This is a genomic window from Aurantiacibacter atlanticus (genome assembly GCF_001077815.2).
Lineage (GTDB): Bacteria > Pseudomonadota > Alphaproteobacteria > Sphingomonadales > Sphingomonadaceae > Alteraurantiacibacter > Alteraurantiacibacter atlanticus.
Genome location: NZ_CP011310.1, coordinates 1,008,065 through 1,024,539, shown reverse-complemented (window position 1 = coordinate 1,024,539; position 16,475 = coordinate 1,008,065). Strand labels below are relative to the sequence as shown.

Here is a 16,475-nt window from a genome sequence, read left to right as displayed (position 1 = left end):
ACTAGAAACCTGCCTTGCGGCGTTGCCATCGTGACTGATGCTGGCGATCTCTGGGTTCATGAAGATGTAGATCCAGAAATTGATCGTTTCGGCAACGAAGTCACGACCGAGGGTGTCGCTGTCGGTCTCGACCGACTGCGTGTTGAGTGGCTTGGCGAAATCTAGTTTCGAAACTCAAAGTGCCAATTGAGCCAGCGCATGTTCCGCGTCGTTGCGTACCAAATGCCCATAATGTTTCTCGATCATGGCGACGCTCGTGTCCGACAGCTGAGCAACGGTCAGGATCGGCAGGCCTGCACGCACCAAGTCGGTGATGACGCTGTGGCGCAAGGTATAAGCGGAGGTTGCCGGACGAAGATCTGCATCCTTCACCGCGTTCTTTATCGGACCTTTCCATTTATCCTTGGACCAAGGCACACCATCTGCTCGCACGAACATAGAAGCAGAGGGTAGCTTGCTCTTGCTCTGATCCGACAGAAAACCGGCGATGCTTTCAGGAACACTGATCTGTCGAGGAACACCATTCTTGTCGGCACCAATCGTAAGCGTTCTGGTCCTTTTGTCGAAGTCACTGACTTTCAGGGCGGCAAGAGCACCTGGGCGCAACGGCAAGAGGCAGAGGCCACGGACAAATGGTTCGATGTCTTCAGGCAACGCGGCCAGGAGCTTCTTCCGCTCTGCACGGTCTAAGTAGACATCGCGACGCCGATCTGCACCCTTGATTGGCTTCAACGCCTCTTGCCACGCGGCGTCCGTATTTGGGGCCCCGGGAGAAAGAACCCGCCAAAGTGCCGCGCGAAGCGGAACCATATCACGATTAACCGTAGAGGCAGCTCGGGCCTTGAACCGAGGCTCGCCTTCTTTGCTTCGCGTGACAAGCGCTGGCGCATTTTCGAGCCGCTTTCGCCATGCCCGCAAATGGTGCTTCCGCAGCTTATCCAACTTAACCTTGGCAATCGCGTCATCGTAAACGTGACGACGGAACACCCCTTCAGCAATAGGACCCGGCTTGTCTTCGAGATAGGCTCGACACGCATCTGCAACCGTTTCCAGCTTCTCTGACCGCAACCCTCCCGCTTCGACCAGTTCGGCGAAGGCTTCCGCATCCTTCTTTGCCGTCGCGAAGACTTCATGTCCGGACAGGGCACCATACGACCCAAGATTCTTGCGCCGGTATTTGCCTGCATCTTCATCATACGTACGAGCAAACCAAGAACCCTTCCCGCCGCGCCGGGATGGTCGATAGCCGACGTACCAGCCAGCCTGAAGCCGCTGCCAGTGAGGCTCCTTGTCTCCTCTTGGCTTCAGCTTTTCGCGCTCACCAATCTTGCTTAGATCAGGCATCTGCGGATCGCCTTTGTATGAAACGTATGAAACAAGTATGAAAAACTTGGGTGGAATGATTGAGACGAGTTTAGACAAAACTATCTGTTTTTCAAGGCTTTTTATGATCCCAGAAAATCCCAGATTGTCCGTAATCCCATCCTTCACATGGGTGGGGTCGCAAGTTCAATCCTTGCCGCGCCCACCATCTTTTGTGTTTAGCTGACTGATGTCGCGCCAGCGTGAGAGTAAGGTTTAGCTTTCTGTCACGCGCTGGCGCGCTTTTTCTTCGTAGCGTCGACCATAGCTGCCCATTCCGGCCAGAACCTGATCCTCGCTCAGACCGAATTCGGCGAGGCTGTAACGATGCGGATGGCGTTTCAACCGCTCGGCCCGACGGGCAAACGCTTCCATCGCAGGCCATGCGCGGTCTATGTCGAGATCGAGGAAGGTGTAAATGCGCCGCATTGCATTGCGCCAATCTGTATCGACATCCTCATAGTCGATATCGATCATACGATCGGGCGCGATATGTTTGCGGGCTGCCTGCATGCTGTCGACCTGCAAACGGGTTTTGCGCAGCCATTCGGACCCTACCTTGCTCGCATCGGCATGGTCGGAATAAATGCAAGTCTGGTTCCATGCGAGAGAGGCTGAGCTGGCCACCACCCGCAGCGGATCACGATGCGTGAAAACGAAGCGCGCGTCGGGAAACACCTTTAACAGCGCCGAAAGATCGAGCATATGCTGCGGCGTTTTGAGCACCCACGGGCGCAGTGAACTTGCCTGTTGCGACCAGCCGACCAGCCGCAGCAAATCCGCCATATGGCGATAGACAGGCTCCGCATCTTCACCTTCGCACCAGCGGCCATAAGACGGAATGAACCACTGCGCTTCGTGTTTCATTCCCCAGAATGAATTGACCAGCAGGCCCAGCTCTTCTTCAGGCTGCATCGGACCTGTCGGATGGATCGAAAGCGTTGCCGGATTGGCCAGCCGGGCCACTCGCCTTATCCGCTTTGCCAGTGCAATCCGCCCATCGCGGGCTCCATGCGAAAATCCCGGACGCGGCACCGGGCTGATCGTTTCGAACCCACGTACGTGGTTGAACCTTTTGTCGGCAGCAAGCAGGCGGTGCAAACGCGTGGTCCCAGACCGCATCGGCCCGACAACAAATACAGGATTACGCAAGGGGCGGGACAGAATTTCAGGATGCTGCGCAAACCATTGCTGCGCCCAGAGCCGGTCCACCAGCACCTTTTCGCACTGCTGCACCGCGATATGCGCGCCCGTCTCATGCAATTGCGCTTCGCTTTCCACCGCCTTAACCAGCGCTTTTAGCGGACGTTCGAACCATGGATCACCAAAGTCAGCGGAGCCGGCCTTCTTGGCGGCCCGCGCTTTCATCGCATCGACATCGAGATCCGGCTTTCCGAGGAAGCCTGCGTTCATTGCGAGTTTCACGCTGCCCTGCACAATATCGACAAAACGCGTGCGGCGGGGCGGCTGGGTAATCGTCTTGTCGAGCAATGCAGGTCTCTTGTTATCGCTATCGGCCTGAAGCATCAGCGAAATGGCGTGGCAAAAGTTCCCCCTAAACACAACGTACGGAAAAGCGGTGCTGGACAAAAGGGCGGGCAAAAAGGCATAGGCCGCGCCATGCACGATCTGCGATATATCCGGGACAATCCCGAAGATTTCGACGCCGCGCTGGCGAAGCGGGCCGTAGCGCCAGCCGCGGCGCATCTGCTGGCTCTGGACGAAGAGCGCCGCGCCCTTACAACCCGGTTGCAGGAAGCGCAAAGCCGCCGCAACGACGCTTCAAAAGCTATCGGTCAGGCAATGGGCCAGGGTGATACCGAAAAGGCGGAGGCGCTGAAGGCAGAGGTGGCCGAAATCAAGGCAATCATGCCTGCGCTGGAAGACCGCGAACGGGCGCTTGGGGCGGAATTGACAGCGGCCTTAGCCAGCCTGCCCAATATCCCCGCAGACGATGTGCCCGTGGGCGAGGACGAGGCTGACAATGTCGAGCTATCGCGCTGGGGCACCCCGCGCGAATTTTCCTTTACTCCGCTCGAACATGCCGATCTTGGTCCGCCCTTGGGGATGGAGTTTGAAACCGCTGCCAAGATGAGCGGATCGCGCTTCACCTTCCTGCGTGCCGGTATGGCCCGCCTGCACCGCGCTCTGGCCCAATTCATGCTGGACCAGCAGACCGACATGCGCGGTTTTACAGAATGCAATCCACCAGTGCTGGTGCGCGACGAAGCATTGTTTGGCACGGGGCAATTACCCAAATTCGCCGAAGACCAGTTCCATGCCGATGATCACTGGCTTATCCCCACTGCCGAGGTCAGCCTGACCAATTCGGTGCGAGAGGAGATCATCGGCGATCTTACCGATCCCATGCGGCTTACAGCGCTTACGCAATGCTTTCGCAGCGAAGCGGGTTCGGCGGGCAAGGATACGCGTGGTTTCATTCGCCAGCACCAATTCGAAAAGGTCGAACTCGTCAGCATCTGCCGCCCGCAAAGCTGGCAGGAAGAACATGATCACATGGTCGCCAGCGCGGAGGCGATCCTGCAGGCGCTTGACCTGCCCTATCGCACCATGCTGCTGTGCAGTGGCGACATGGGGTTCACCGCGAAGAAGACCTATGATCTCGAAGTGTGGTTGCCGGGTCAGAATGCCTATCGCGAAATCAGCTCGATCAGCTGGTGCGGCGATTTCCAGGCACGCCGGATGAAAGCCCGCTACCGCCCCGACGAAGGGGACAAGAAAACCGAATTCGTCCATACGCTGAACGGTTCGGGACTAGCCGTCGGCCGCACGCTTGTCGCAGTGCTGGAAAATTATCAGCAGGAAGACGGATCGGTGATCGTGCCCGATGTTGTGCAACCCTATATGGGCGGCGTGAAAAAGCTGGTATCTGCCTGACCAATGCGGATTCTCCTCACCAATGATGATGGCATCCACGCCCCCGGAATGGCCGTTCTGCAAGAGTTGGCGGCGCAATTGTCTGACGATGTGTGGGTTTGTGCGCCATCGGAAGAACAATCGGGCGCGGGCCATTCGCTGACCTTGCACCTTCCGGTGCGGCTGCAAAAGCTGGGGGAGAAGCGTTATTGCGTCACCGGAACGCCAACTGATTCCATCAATCTCGCGCTACGCAAGCTGTTCGATGATGGCCGACCAGATCTTGTCATTTCCGGCGTGAATGCGGGTGAAAATCTGGGCGACGACATTACCTATTCCGGCACTATTTCCGCTGCGATGGAAGCGGCCCTTGCAGGCATACCCGCTATTGCTCTCAGCCAGGCCTTTCGCCGCAATGGTGCCAGCTTTTCTGCAACCGAGGCATGGGGCAAGCAGGTGCTTGAACCGCTGATCGATGTGGCCATGGCCAAGCGCACGCTCATCAATGTCAACTTTCCCGCCCTGCCCGCCGAAGAAGTTCGTGGCATTCGCGTAGTCAGGCAGGGCTTTCACGATTACAGCCGTGGTTCGCTGGTGGAAGGGAAGGACCCGCGCGGGCGTCCTTATTATTGGTTTGGTTTGCAGGATGCCGAACATACGCTGGACCATGGCACCGATCTTGAAGCGATTGCGGAAGGCTATATTGCAATCACGCCCCTCCAGCTCGATCTGACACATCATTCCGCAATCGGCGCACTGGCGGAACGGTTCACGCAGTAATGGCGGAAGGGGGAGAACCGACGCGCAGACGGTACCGGGTGGAAAACATCCGTTACGGCAAGCGCCGCTTCACCCCTTTGCGCCGCGCAGTACGCTTGCCAGTATGGGGCGATCTGGGTATCCGCATTTCGACAGCGGTTTTACTCATATTCCTGGTAGTGATGATCCACTGGTGGGATCGCAGCGGCCTTGTCGACAATGCTGATGGAGAAGTCAGCTTTCTCGATGTCGTCTATTTCACCATGATATCCATCACCACTACCGGATTTGGCGATATCACGCCGATAAGCGACAGGGCGCGGCTGGTGGAAGCCGTCATCGTTACGCCGGTCAGGTTCGCAGTGCTCTTCATCTTTGTCGGCACTGCCTATAATTTCATTATCAAGCACAGTTGGGAGAAGTGGCGCATGGCTCGCATACAGGAACAGCTGAACGACCATGTCGTGGTTCTCGGCTTTGGCGTCTCCGGCTCCGAAGCGGTAGAAGAACTGATCGAGCGTGGCACCGATCCCGAATGTATCGTGGTGATGGACACAAACCCCGAACAGCTCGCCCTTGCAGAATCGCTGGGTTGCAATGTGATCGAGGCCGATGCCACCCGCGATGAAAACCTTGAAGCGGTGCGCATAGCTGCCGCGCAGACTGTTCTGGTATCAGCGGGCAGGGATGACGCCTCCATCCTGATTGTGCTGACCGTGCGCCATCTGGCACCATATGTGCCCATTAGCGTGGTGGTCCGCGCATCGGACAATGAATTGCTGGCACGGCAGGCGGGCGCGGATAATGTGATCAATCCGGTACGCTTTACCGGTCTGCTTCTGGCAGGCTCTGCCCGTGGGGCGCATATTGCCGAATATATGGCCGACCTCGCTTCTGTCACGGGGCGCGTACAATTGGTGGAACGTAAGGTCCTGCCAGAAGAAATTGGCCTCCCCCTTACCCAGCTTACCACGGGCGGTGTGGGCCTGCGCATTTATCGCAACGGAAAGGCCTGCGGCTTTTGGGAGCATCAGGCAGAAGCTTTGCAGGCAGGTGATGTGGTGGTCGAAATCCTGCCGTCCGAACATGATGAAGAGCTGACCGAATAATTCGGGCCAACTAACCCCGCTAGTCGAAGGCTACGAACACACCGCCCATCGCGGCCATGCCGGCAATGAAATAGCCCGCATCGATGGCAAACAATTTGCTCGATCGCATCTGGAACAGATAATTGATGCCGATTGCGGGTGCCATCAGCAGCGCGCCATATCCAATCGCGATCATCATTTTTGCGCGATCCGATGGATTGGTCATGGCAAATTGATGCGCAAGCGTTAGCGCAATCAGCAATTCAAACGCAAAGCACAGCATCATGATCAGCCAGACAGGGTTCTGGCCGGGTCTGGGCCCGGCTGCCATGTCTTCGGCCGTAATGCCCACCAGTTTACGCCACGACTTGCCGAACAGCGGCCCATACCACAGCGCCCCCAGCACAAAGAATGCAGCACCTGCCAGAAACACCGTGATGAGATTTATATCGCCCATGATAAACCCTTCCCTGAAATCGTCCCATCCTTACCACTAGCCCATCTCGCGGCTTGGGTGTAGGGGCGCAGCAGTCATGGCAACCCAGATACAAGATCAGAAGAAAGTGGGCATGGTCAGCCTCGGCTGTCCCAAGGCGCTGGTGGATTCCGAGCGCATCCTCACGAGGTTGCGCGCCGATGGCTATGCCATGGCTCCCGATTATGGCGGAGCGGATGTTGTGCTGGTCAATACCTGCGGCTTTCTCGATTCCGCCAAGGAAGAAAGTCTGGAGGCGATTGGAGAGGCCATTGCGGAAAATGGTCGCGTAATCGTTACCGGCTGCATGGGCGAAGAAGCAGACGTGATCCGCGCCCGCTTTCCGCAGGTTCTCGCGATCACTGGCGCGCATCAGTATGAGGATGTGGTAGAAGCCGTTCACGAAGCCGCGCCGCCTTCGCAAGGCCCATATATCGACCTTGTGCCGCAACCGTCTGAAACTGACATAAAGCTGACGCCGCGCCACTATAGCTATCTCAAGATCTCAGAAGGCTGCAATCACTCCTGCGCTTTTTGCATCATTCCGCAATTGCGCGGGAAACTGGCCAGCCGGAGGATTGATGCGGTGTTGCGCGAAGCGGAAAAGCTGGTCGCCGCAGGTACAAAGGAATTGCTGGTTATCAGCCAGGATACTAGCGCCTATGGTGTCGATACCCGGCATGAAAGCCGGACGTGGAAAGGTGTGGATGTCCGCGCGCATATGACAGATCTGGCCCGCGAACTGGGCCAGCTGCGCACGGCGGAAGGTACGCCGCCCTGGGTCAGACTGCATTACGTTTATCCCTATCCGCATGTTGACGCTGTCATCCCTCTGATGGCCGAGGGGCTGCTGACGCCCTATCTCGATATCCCCTTCCAGCACGCCAGCCCATCTGTGCTGAAAGCAATGAAACGCCCTGCTAACGAAGCCAAGGTGCTCGAACGCATTCACAAATGGCGCGCCATTGCTCCTGATCTCACGATCCGTTCCAGCTTCGTGGTCGGCTTTCCGGGCGAGACGGAAGATGATTTTCGCTATCTTCTCGACTGGCTGGAAGAAGCCCAGCTCGATCGCGTCGGGGCATTCCGGTTCGAACCTGTTGAAGGCGCAGCCGCCAATCACCTCCCCGATCCCGTGGCAGAGGCGGTCAAGGATGAACGCTATGCCCGCCTGATGGAAGTCACAGAGCGCATCAGCGCGGCCAAGCTTTCTGCAAAAATAGGCCGCACCCTGCCCGCTATTATCGATGAAGTCGGCGAAGAAGACGAGGATGGCGATATTGGCGCCACGGCGCGCAGCCAGGCTGATGCACCTGAAATCGACGGCCAGGTTTATCTGCGCAATGTTTCCGCGTCACTGGCGCCAGGCGATATCATCAATGTCGAGATTGAAGATGCAGATGCGCATGATCTGTTTGGGGTTCCGACGGATCCGGCCCTGGACGCTGCCTGACATTCAACAAGAAAAGACGGCCTGCACGTTTCTGTGCAGGCCGCAAAGTTGGCACGCCGGATAAGGCCGGCGGGCGGGGTCGTTCGAACTTACTTGTGGGATGTGTTGGGCCCATCTGTGTTGCGGGTAGGCCCGGCTTCGCGGTTGCTCTGCCCTTCGGCCTCACCCATCACCAGCGCATCCCCCGCGCCTGAAAGATTGCCGGCGGGGACCATTTCCTGCGAGTCGCCCGACTGGACAAGCACCTGGCTCACCTGGCCATGACGGTCGGCAACGATGTCGCTCACCTCGCCGATATGGTCGCCATTTCCAGACAGAACATCCATGCCCGGAGCGATTGCGAAAACGCCTTCGCCAGATGCGGCACTGCTGCCTTCTGCCGCGAGGATACCGGTACCAATACCATAAAGGGCGCCACCTGCCGGATTGCCGTCAGCGGCACCATTGGCAGAACCGGAAACCGAAGCGGCTGCCGAACCGCTGGCCGAAGCAACGCCATTGGCCGTGCCAAGCGCAGATCCAGCAACCCCGGTTGCCGCACCACGAGCGCGACCGGCTACACTGGTCGTCGTTTCAAGTGCCGTGCCGACTGCGCCAGTCGCGGTGCTGTGCGCTGTGCCTACTGCACCCGTGGCGGTCCCATGTACTGTGCTTACTGCACCAGTAGCGGTTTGACGCACCGCATCGGTGCCGACCAATTGGGCGGATACCGAACCATTGGCCGAAGCATTGCCCTGGCCACTTACGTCAGCAGCGGAGCCGCCCAGCGGGCTGTTAAGAACCTGCGTGGCGTTACCGGTGATCGAACCTTCTGCTCCGCCGTCAGCATCTACGCGGCCTTCACGAGGGTTGATGCGGGTGTTGCCACGGGTTGAACCGCGGGTTTCAAAAGCGCCGCCAGTGCTCGACCGTACAGTGCGATCAATGCCGCCAATAGTGGAATCGAGCATGCCGCCGCCACCACCGCCGCCGAGTACGCCGCCAAGAACCTGCGCGCTGGCAGGTGTTGCGATCAGCGTGAGGGCGAGAGCTCCAGTAATTGCCGAAGTAAGAGTAAGAGCCTTTTTCATGATCCAATTCCTTTCAAAACCAGGCCGGTGGTTTCTTGTCCGGCCGATAAAAGGAAAACGGATGGTGACTGCGGCTTAATCCATCCTTGCGCGATTTTTTTAAAAAAAGTTTCAGCGCCGTATGGCGCAAGCGCGGCAAACAAGGCCGCGGCCATATATTTCATCCGCTCCGCGCGGTCCGAGGTCATGCGCTTCTTCGTCCAAAACGCTACGCCATTGTTCGCCGCGTCCCAGCGCGGCAGCAATGCGCGCGGCAACCAATGGCGTAGCATAGGATGTGCCACGCAGCCTTTGCGACCGTCCGCGTCGATCAAGGCCATAGATATTCGCACCCGGCGCAGAATAATCGAGATGGAGGGCGCGTCCCGCCTCAAGCAGAGCACGTTCGTGCCTGTCGACAGCTGTGACGGCCACCACGCCTGTATAGGAAGCCGGGTAGGCAGGGGGTGCAGCCGGCCCGTCATTGCCGACCGCTGCAACCACCACCACACCCCTGAGACGCGTAGAAGCGATTGCGCGGGCAAGCACCGGATTGTCCGGCCCGACAAGACTGATGGTAACGACGCGCGCACCATTCTGGGCCAGCCATCCCAGTGCACGCGCGATGGCAAGCGCATTGCCGCCAGCGCGATCGGTGCCATAGACATCGGCGGCGTGGATACGGTTTGCCCCGGCAGAGCGCAGAAGACTGGCAATGGCACTGCCATGATCGCTTGGCGTTCCTCCACCATCAGCAAAGCTGCGCATTGCGGTAACGGGAACGGCGCTGGCAGGCGCGCCATCAATCATGCCCACCGGCGCAAAATTACCTCTGTTAAATGGTGACGTTGCCACTTGCTGCGCCGGCGAACCGGCCTGGCCGGATTGGAAGTAGAGATTGTCTGCGCTGATCGTCGCGTCGGGCATGATCCGCCCCAGCGCCTCTTGCCCGTTATCCAGCTCGGTGCCGCGGGGAAGGGCAAAGCGGACTACATCTATGCCCAGCCCTTCAAAATCCTCTTGCCCGATTACGCGATAGCCCGCCTGCTCGGCGCGGACGATGTCGGCGGCATTGGCGTCCATTACCAGCAATTCACCCCTGCGCGCAGCTTCACCGCGTGCATCACGCTCTATTATGTCGCGGTTGCGCTGCACCAGGCGATCAATCCGGCGCAGACGATCCTGCGCCAGCCCCTCCACCTCGCGCGCTAGCCTTCCCGTGAGCCTATCCGTGCGGTGAAGGACCGATTCAATCAATGGATCGAGCACTGGATCAAGTGCTGGGCGGGGCAAATCCTGCACGCCCGGCATACCCATTGGCGTGCCCATCGGAACACCAATTTGAGCGCTGGCAGGAACCGCCGCCGACAAGGCGAATATAAAGGTTAGCGAGGGAAAGCGGATCTTCATTGACTGTCTCTTGCACTTTTTTCCATTAAGCGTGGATGAAACGCGCAGGGCCGACCGTTTAATCCATGTAAAGGCAAGGACACTGGAACAATCGTTTGAAAAGCAGGTTCTGGGCCTCCTTCCCCGTTTGCGACGTTTCGCAGCAGGTTTGGCGGGCAATGAAGCTGACGGTGACGATCTTTGCCAGATGACGGTAGAGCGCGCGCTGACCAACCGTGAAAAATGGGCGGAAGGCACGCGGCTCGATAGCTGGATGTATCGAATTATGCGCAACCTCTGGATTGATGAAACCCGCGCGAAAGGTCGGCGCAGCCAGACCTTCGTAGCCGAAGAAGCAGGCATGGCTGTTGGTGGCGTCGGCGCGCAGGAAGCCACGGTTGAGCTTTCCAATGTCGACCGGGCGATGCAGCATTTGCCCGAAGATCAACGCGAGGCGGTTCTGCTGGTGATGGTGGAAGGCTATGCCTATAAGGAAGCCGCCGCCATAATCGGTTGCCCTGTCGGCACGCTCAATTCGCGGCTGGTGCGCGGGCGCGACGCTTTGCTGGCCTTGCTGGAGGATGCAGCATGATAACCGTTTCACCCGAAGAAATCACCGCATGGACCGATGGCGAAATCACCGGTCAGCGTGAGAAGGAAATCGCCGCCGCCGTGGCGCAGGATACGCAATTGCAGGCGCAGGTCGCGGCCCACCGTGCCCTGAAGGAAAAACTCGGTGGCCACTTTGCGCCGATTGCCGCAGTGCCCGTGCCCGATAGGCTGGCTAATCTGCTCAAGACCACACACCAGGAAGACCCGCCTGCGCAAGTAGTCGATTTTGCCGCCGCCAAGGAACGGATTGCGCAGCGCCGCACGGTTCCGCGCTGGGGCTGGATCGCCGGGCCTGCTCTGGCTGCGTCGCTGGCGCTGGCTGTCTTCCTGCCGCGCGGAGGGGATGATGCCCTGCCCGGCGCCTACGCCGATACGCAGCTCGCCAGTGTGCTCAATACGCAATTGGTGGCGCAGCAGGGGAACACAGCAGATACGCGTATCCTGCTCAGCTTCCAGAATGATGGCGGAGAATTCTGCCGCGCCTATTCAAGCGATCAGGCGGGCGGAATTGCCTGCCGTGACGACGATGGCTGGCGGATTGAAGCGACAGGTGATGGCGCTGACGACTCCACTAGCCAATATCGCATGGCGGGGGCTGCCGAAGTCATGGCAGAAGCGCAGGAACTCGCCGCTGGTCCGGCGCTTGATGCCGAGGCCGAAGCCGCAGCACGCAAGGCTGGATGGCGCTGAGCCGCAGAACGCTGATGCCGGGACGCTCGGCGTTTACCTGACCATCTACGTCACGCGGAAGCTGTCGCCATGATAGAGCGCGTGCTAATGCAAATGGCATGCGCCAATCCCAGATCCGCCTTTCGATATCCACGCACGGCCAGGCCCTGTATGAAGTGACGCAGGACGTTGCGCGGTGGCTGGCTGAAACGAGGATTGAAATCGGCCTGCTGACGCTGTTTTGCCGTCATACGTCTGCCAGCCTCCTGATAAATGAAAACGCCGCGCCTGCCGTGCAGCGCGACTTGCTGCAATGGCTGTCAGCCAGCGTGCCTGAAGGTTCACAATATGAACATGACAGCGAAGGACCGGACGATATGCCTGCGCATATCCGCACCATGCTGACAGGCGTTTCAATAAATGTGCCAGTGGCAGGGGGCCGCATGGAACTTGGCACGTGGCAAGGCATTTACCTTGTTGAACATCGCCGCACACCACATCAGCGTGAAATCGTGGCGCATGTCCTTGGCGAATAGCCTCTCTGCATTCAAATCCGCTCAATACCCCTCAAGCCCGAAAGCCCCCAATGGCCATCAAGATTTCTTCGAGTTTTTCCGTGTCTCTGGATGCGCCCACCGATATGCTTCTGCAATTCGAGGCGGCAGACATTCCGGAACAACAGATACTTTCCAGCAATACGGTTCTGCCGCCTGCCATCCACATGGCCCGCGTGGCCGCGCAGGCAGAGATCGGGGAGCGGATATGGATCCGCGCGCAGGGCGATTACAATGTCGAATATTCGGCCAGCATAGAGGTCAATCGGCTGGTGGAAGACATTGCCTCGCTCAAACGGGTTGATCCGCATGATTTGCCCGGCGAAACAGTCGAATACGTATTCGATTCGCGGTATTGTCAGGCCGATCCTATGCAGAATTTCGTTTCCGACGAATTCGGTCGTTACACAGGAGGAGAGAAGATCGCCGCCATGCGGGACTGGATCGCGGATCATTTCACCTACGAACCCGGCACCTCCAATTCGGGCACGACAGCGCTTGATACATTCGTGGAAAGGCGCGGAATTTGCCGTGACTATGCCCATGTCATGATTTGTCTGGCACGCGCTTCCACGATTCCTGCACGCTACGTCAGCTGTTACGCACCCGGCGTGGATCCGCAGGATTTTCATGCGGTTGCCGAAGTATTCCTGGAAGATCGCAACACGCCGGGCGGCGGCACCTGGCAGATCGTCGACCCCACGGGCATGGCCGATCCTGCGAAGACAGTAAAAATCGGCATCGGACGCGATGCAGCAGATGTCAGCTTTCTGACATCATTCGGGCGCTCTTACTTCAATGAGAGCAAGGTGGGGGTGACCGACACGATCTGAGGGGCATAAATCCCCTACTGGTTGACGAGAGCATTGCACCAGTGCCCAGTTTATGTTGCATTGCATCATGGTCCGCACGCGATAAGGGAATTAAAAACGGCGATGCACAACAAGGCCGATACGCTCATCCTTTTCGGGGCTACGGGGGATCTGTCACAGCGGATGCTGTTGCCATCCCTGTGCGCGCTGGATGCAGATGGCCTGCTCTCCGATGAATTGCATATCGTGGGCACGGCACGGTCCGAGCTTTCGGACAGCGAATTCCGCAATTTCGCTCGCGAGGCGGTAGAGAAGCACTTGCCTGCACACCGGCGCGGCGGAATGGCGGATTTCCTCAACCGGCTAACTTATAGCCAGCTCGATGTAACTACGCCCGAAGGATATGCTGATCTGGCAGGCAAGGTGGGAAAGGATCGGCAGGTGGCAATCTTCCTGTCCACTGCGCCCAGCCTGTTTCAGCCCACGGTCAAAGGCATGGCAGATCACGGCTTGGCAGACGCCAATTCACGCATTTGCCTGGAAAAGCCGCTTGGCGTTGATCTGGAAAGTTCCTGCGCCATCAATGATGCAGTAGCCGCAGCTTTCAGTGAAGAACGCATTTTCCGGATCGATCACTATCTCGGCAAGGAAACGGTGCAGAACCTCATCGCCCTGCGCTTTGCCAATATCCTGTTCGAACCGCTGTGGAACGCCCAGCATATCGATCATGTGCAGATCACCGTGGCCGAAACAGTCGGGCTGGAAAGCCGCGTCGATTTTTATGACGATACAGGTGCGCTGCGCGACATGGTGCAAAACCACATGCTGCAATTGCTGGCGCTGGTAGCCATGGAACCGCCCAGCAGTTTTGATGCAGGCTCCGTGCGCGATGAAAAGGTCAAGGTGCTGCGCGCGTTAAGAGCGGTGGAAACGAATGAGAGCGTGACCGGCCAGTATCGCGGCGGTGCTTCTGATGGTGTAATCGTCCCCGGCTATGACGAAGAGTTGGGCAGCGACAGCAATACCGAAACCTTTGTGGCGCTCAAAACCCATATCGACAATTGGCGTTGGCAAGGCGTACCCTTTTACCTGCGCACCGGCAAACGCCTGCCCGAACGCGTGACCGAAATCGTGGTGCAATTCGCCTGCGTTCCGCATTCTATCTTTCCTGGCGCGCGCCTGATGCCGAACAAGCTAGTGATCGGTATCCAGCCGGAAGAAAACATCAGCCTGTCGCTTATGGCCAAGGTCCCGGGTATCGAACATGAAGGCATGACATTGCGCGAAGTGCCGCTGGATATCGCCATGCCCGACGCCTTTACCGGCAAGCACAAGCGCATTGCCTATGAACGCCTTCTGCTTGACCTGATCAATGGCGACCAGACCCTGTTCGTTCGGCGTGACGAGGTGGAGGCGCAGTGGAAGTGGGTAGATAACATTCGCGCCAATTGGGAAGCCGATGGCAAGGCACCCAAACCTTACAGCGCGGGGAGTTGGGGGCCAAGTTCCGCTATCGCACTTGCCGAACGTGACGGAGTAAGCTGGCATGAGTAACCTTCATCCCACCATCGCCCGCGTGACTGATCGGATCATCGAGAAATCGAAGGCCGGCCGGGCAAACTATCTCGCGCTGATTGAGCGCGAAGCACAAAATCGGCCTGATCGCGGACAAGTAAGCTGCTCTAACCTTGCACATGCCTTTGCAGGCGCACTGGAGGATCAGGAAGCGTTAAAGGCCAATAGCGGCCCGAATATCGGTGTTGTCACCGCCTATAATGACATGCTGTCGGCGCATCAGCCCTACGGACGCTATCCCGAACGGTTGAAAATCTATGCTCGCGAAGTCGGCGCCACAGCACAGGTCGCAGGCGGCACGCCAGCCATGTGCGATGGGGTTACGCAAGGCGAAACGGGCATGGAGCTCAGCCTGTTCAGCCGTGATGCCATTGCCATGGCCACCGGTATCGCGCTGTCCCACGCCATGTATGACGGGATGCTGCTGCTGGGCATATGCGATAAGATCGTACCAGGATTGCTTATCGGGGCGCTGCGCTTTGGCCATCTGCCCGCCGTTTTCGTCCCCAGCGGCCCGATGCCTTCGGGCGTATCGAACAAGGAAAAGCAGCGCGTCCGCCAGCTTTATGCAGAGGGCAAGGCAAGCCGGGCCGAATTGCTTGATAGCGAACTTGGCAGCTATCATTCGCCCGGCACCTGCACCTTTTACGGCACGGCCAACTCCAACCAGATGATGATGGAATTGATGGGCCTGCACATTCCCGGCGCGGCCTTTATCCAACCGGGCACCAAGCTGCGCCAGGCGCTTGATCGCGAAGCTGTTCACCGCGTGGCGGCCATGCATGCCGATGGAAATGATTATCGCCCACTTGGCCATTGCGTCGATGAGAAGGCGATCGTTAACGCCGCCGTCGGCCTTCTTGCCACCGGCGGTTCGACGAATCACGCGATCCATATTCCGGCCTTCGCCCGCGCTGCAGGTGTGCAGATCGACTGGACCGACCTGTCAGAACTCAGCTCTGCTGTGCCATTGCTGGCGCGTGTCTATCCCAATGGCGCGGGCGATGTGAACCATTTCCACAATGCAGGCGGTATGGGCTTTGTCACCCGCGAGCTCATTGGTGCAGGTCTTGCGCATGGCGATGTGATAGGCGTGGGCCGCCAACGCGGCATGGGTGATTACGCTTTGGAACCGGGGCTGGACGGAACGGGCGAAGACAATGCCGGTCTGACATGGCGCGACGTGGGCTCATCTGGCGATGCAGACATGCTGCGGACCGCGGCTGAGCCATTCCAGCCCGATGGTGGAATGCGCCTTGTCGAAGGCAATCTTGGCCGTGCCTGCTTTAAATCCTCCGCCGTTGAAAAGGACCGCTGGACGGTGGAGGCACCCTGCCGCGTTTTCCAGACCCAGCACGATGTTGCTGCCGCTTTCAAGGCGGGCGAACTTGATCGCGACATTGTGGTGGTCGTGCGCTTTCAGGGGCCTCGCGCCAATGGCATGCCCGAACTCCATAGCCTGACCCCGCCGCTGGGCGTGTTGCAGGATCGCGGTTACCGGGTGGCACTGGTCACCGATGGCCGCATGTCGGGCGCATCGGGCAAAGTTCCCGCCGCCATCCATTGTTCGCCCGAAGCTTTGGGCGGCGGACCGCTCAGCCTGTTGCAAGATGGCGATGTGGTGAAGATCTGTGCTGCCACGGGAGAGCTTTCGACCACGGGCGATCTTTCCTCCCGGACAGCTGCACCCGATCCTGTGCCGGAAACCGGCACGGGCCGCGAGCTGTTCGCCATGTTCCGCGCACTGGCAGACGAAGCGGAAAAGGGCGGTAGCGCTATGCTTGCATCGGCCGGATTGTGA

At 58.6% G+C, this 16,475-nt stretch carries 16 protein-coding genes; 11 read left to right on the top strand and 5 right to left on the bottom strand.

Annotated features, from left to right (window positions below):
• Positions 1-30: 30 nt before the first annotated feature.
• Entirely contained in the window at positions 31-165 is a 135-nt protein-coding gene (locus tag CP97_RS16620) for a hypothetical protein (RefSeq protein ID WP_257730358.1), read from the top strand.
• A 9-nt stretch (positions 166-174) separates the two neighbouring features.
• Here CP97_RS16620 and CP97_RS05005 read toward each other — a convergent pair whose 3' ends face one another.
• Both CP97_RS05005 and CP97_RS05000 read right to left on the bottom strand, forming a co-directional pair.
• Positions 175-1,491, bottom strand: a complete 1,317-nt coding sequence (locus CP97_RS05005) for a tyrosine-type recombinase/integrase (RefSeq protein ID WP_227819678.1) — start codon at positions 1,489-1,491, stop codon at positions 175-177.
• 87 nt (positions 1,492-1,578) lie between these two features.
• Positions 1,579-2,889, bottom strand: a complete 1,311-nt coding sequence (locus tag CP97_RS05000; protein ID WP_227819677.1) for a sulfotransferase family protein — start codon at positions 2,887-2,889, stop codon at positions 1,579-1,581.
• A 93-nt stretch (positions 2,890-2,982) separates the two neighbouring features.
• On the opposite strand from CP97_RS05000, the gene serS reads away from it, so the two are divergent.
• The 3 genes from serS to CP97_RS04985 are packed head-to-tail and all read left to right on the top strand — an operon-like array spanning position 2,983 to position 6,107.
• Entirely contained in the window at positions 2,983-4,260 is a 1,278-nt protein-coding gene (gene serS, locus CP97_RS04995; RefSeq protein WP_048885043.1) for a serine--tRNA ligase, read from the top strand.
• A gap of 3 nt (positions 4,261-4,263) precedes the next feature.
• Positions 4,264-5,019 carry a 5'/3'-nucleotidase SurE gene (surE, locus tag CP97_RS04990; protein ID WP_048885042.1) on the top strand — a complete coding sequence of 252 codons (756 nt, stop codon included), beginning with the start codon at positions 4,264-4,266 and terminating at the stop codon, positions 5,017-5,019.
• On the top strand, positions 5,019-6,107 hold the full coding sequence (locus CP97_RS04985) for a potassium channel family protein (RefSeq protein ID WP_082863723.1): 1,089 nt from the start codon (positions 5,019-5,021) through the stop codon (positions 6,105-6,107). The genes surE and CP97_RS04985 overlap by 1 nt, the downstream gene beginning before the upstream one ends.
• A gap of 19 nt (positions 6,108-6,126) precedes the next feature.
• Here the strand turns inward: CP97_RS04985 and CP97_RS04980 are convergent, their stop codons facing one another.
• Positions 6,127-6,543, bottom strand: coding sequence for a DUF1761 domain-containing protein (locus CP97_RS04980; protein ID WP_048885040.1), 417 nt, complete (start codon positions 6,541-6,543; stop codon positions 6,127-6,129).
• Positions 6,544-6,619: 76 nt separating this feature from the next.
• On the opposite strand from CP97_RS04980, the gene rimO reads away from it, so the two are divergent.
• Positions 6,620-8,014, top strand: a complete 1,395-nt coding sequence (gene rimO, locus CP97_RS04975) for a 30S ribosomal protein S12 methylthiotransferase RimO (RefSeq protein WP_048885039.1) — start codon at positions 6,620-6,622, stop codon at positions 8,012-8,014.
• An 89-nt stretch (positions 8,015-8,103) separates the two neighbouring features.
• On the opposite strand, the gene CP97_RS04970 is transcribed toward rimO, so the two are convergent.
• Together CP97_RS04970 and CP97_RS04965 are read right to left on the bottom strand one after the other, a co-directional pair.
• Entirely contained in the window at positions 8,104-9,084 is a 981-nt protein-coding gene (locus tag CP97_RS04970; RefSeq protein WP_048885038.1) for a PRC-barrel domain-containing protein, read from the bottom strand.
• A 111-nt stretch (positions 9,085-9,195) separates the two neighbouring features.
• Positions 9,196-10,473 carry a S8 family serine peptidase gene (locus tag CP97_RS04965; protein WP_063612362.1) on the bottom strand — a complete coding sequence of 426 codons (1,278 nt, stop codon included), beginning with the start codon at positions 10,471-10,473 and terminating at the stop codon, positions 9,196-9,198.
• Positions 10,474-10,555: 82 nt separating this feature from the next.
• On the opposite strand from CP97_RS04965, the gene CP97_RS04960 reads away from it, so the two are divergent.
• The 6 genes from CP97_RS04960 (at position 10,556) to edd (ending at position 16,475) form a co-directional block, all read left to right on the top strand.
• Complete coding sequence (locus tag CP97_RS04960) at positions 10,556-11,044, top strand: RNA polymerase sigma factor (protein ID WP_048886743.1); 489 nt, start codon at positions 10,556-10,558, stop codon at positions 11,042-11,044.
• Entirely contained in the window at positions 11,041-11,754 is a 714-nt protein-coding gene (locus tag CP97_RS04955) for an anti-sigma factor family protein (RefSeq protein WP_048885037.1), read from the top strand. Before CP97_RS04960 ends, CP97_RS04955 begins: the two co-directional genes overlap by 4 nt.
• Before the next feature lie 98 nt (positions 11,755-11,852).
• On the top strand, positions 11,853-12,269 hold the full coding sequence (locus CP97_RS04950; RefSeq protein WP_048885036.1) for a secondary thiamine-phosphate synthase enzyme YjbQ: 417 nt from the start codon (positions 11,853-11,855) through the stop codon (positions 12,267-12,269).
• Between the two features lie 50 nt (positions 12,270-12,319).
• Positions 12,320-13,120 (top strand): transglutaminase-like domain-containing protein, encoded by an 801-nt coding sequence (locus CP97_RS04945; RefSeq protein ID WP_048885035.1) that lies wholly within the window; start codon positions 12,320-12,322, stop codon positions 13,118-13,120.
• Between the two features lie 102 nt (positions 13,121-13,222).
• The gene (gene zwf / locus CP97_RS04940; protein ID WP_048886742.1) at positions 13,223-14,653 is read left to right on the top strand and encodes a glucose-6-phosphate dehydrogenase; all 1,431 of its coding nucleotides are present in this window, start codon (positions 13,223-13,225) and stop codon (positions 14,651-14,653) included.
• On the top strand, positions 14,646-16,475 hold the full coding sequence (gene edd / locus CP97_RS04935; RefSeq protein WP_048885034.1) for a phosphogluconate dehydratase: 1,830 nt from the start codon (positions 14,646-14,648) through the stop codon (positions 16,473-16,475). The genes zwf and edd overlap by 8 nt, the downstream gene beginning before the upstream one ends.

Excerpts from the sequence above, each read along its gene's own strand:
- zwf (WP_048886742.1), top strand. The coding sequence starts at position 13,223 with ATGCACAACAAGGCCGATACGCTCATCCTTTTCGGGGCTACGGGGGAT.
- CP97_RS04985 (WP_082863723.1), top strand. The coding sequence starts at position 5,019 with ATGGCGGAAGGGGGAGAACCGACGCGCAGACGGTACCGGGTGGAAAAC.
- CP97_RS04950 (WP_048885036.1), top strand. The coding sequence starts at position 11,853 with ATGCGCCAATCCCAGATCCGCCTTTCGATATCCACGCACGGCCAGGCC.
- serS (WP_048885043.1), top strand. The coding sequence starts at position 2,983 with ATGCACGATCTGCGATATATCCGGGACAATCCCGAAGATTTCGACGCC.
- CP97_RS04970 (WP_048885038.1), bottom strand. The coding sequence starts at position 9,084 with ATGAAAAAGGCTCTTACTCTTACTTCGGCAATTACTGGAGCTCTCGCC.
- CP97_RS05000 (WP_227819677.1), bottom strand. The coding sequence starts at position 2,889 with ATGCTTCAGGCCGATAGCGATAACAAGAGACCTGCATTGCTCGACAAG.
- CP97_RS04965 (WP_063612362.1), bottom strand. The coding sequence starts at position 10,473 with ATGAAGATCCGCTTTCCCTCGCTAACCTTTATATTCGCCTTGTCGGCG.
- CP97_RS04945 (WP_048885035.1), top strand. The coding sequence starts at position 12,320 with ATGGCCATCAAGATTTCTTCGAGTTTTTCCGTGTCTCTGGATGCGCCC.
- rimO (WP_048885039.1), top strand. The coding sequence starts at position 6,620 with ATGGCAACCCAGATACAAGATCAGAAGAAAGTGGGCATGGTCAGCCTC.
- CP97_RS04955 (WP_048885037.1), top strand. The coding sequence starts at position 11,041 with ATGATAACCGTTTCACCCGAAGAAATCACCGCATGGACCGATGGCGAA.
- surE (WP_048885042.1), top strand. The coding sequence starts at position 4,264 with ATGCGGATTCTCCTCACCAATGATGATGGCATCCACGCCCCCGGAATG.
- CP97_RS04980 (WP_048885040.1), bottom strand. The coding sequence starts at position 6,543 with ATGGGCGATATAAATCTCATCACGGTGTTTCTGGCAGGTGCTGCATTC.
- edd (WP_048885034.1), top strand. The coding sequence starts at position 14,646 with ATGAGTAACCTTCATCCCACCATCGCCCGCGTGACTGATCGGATCATC.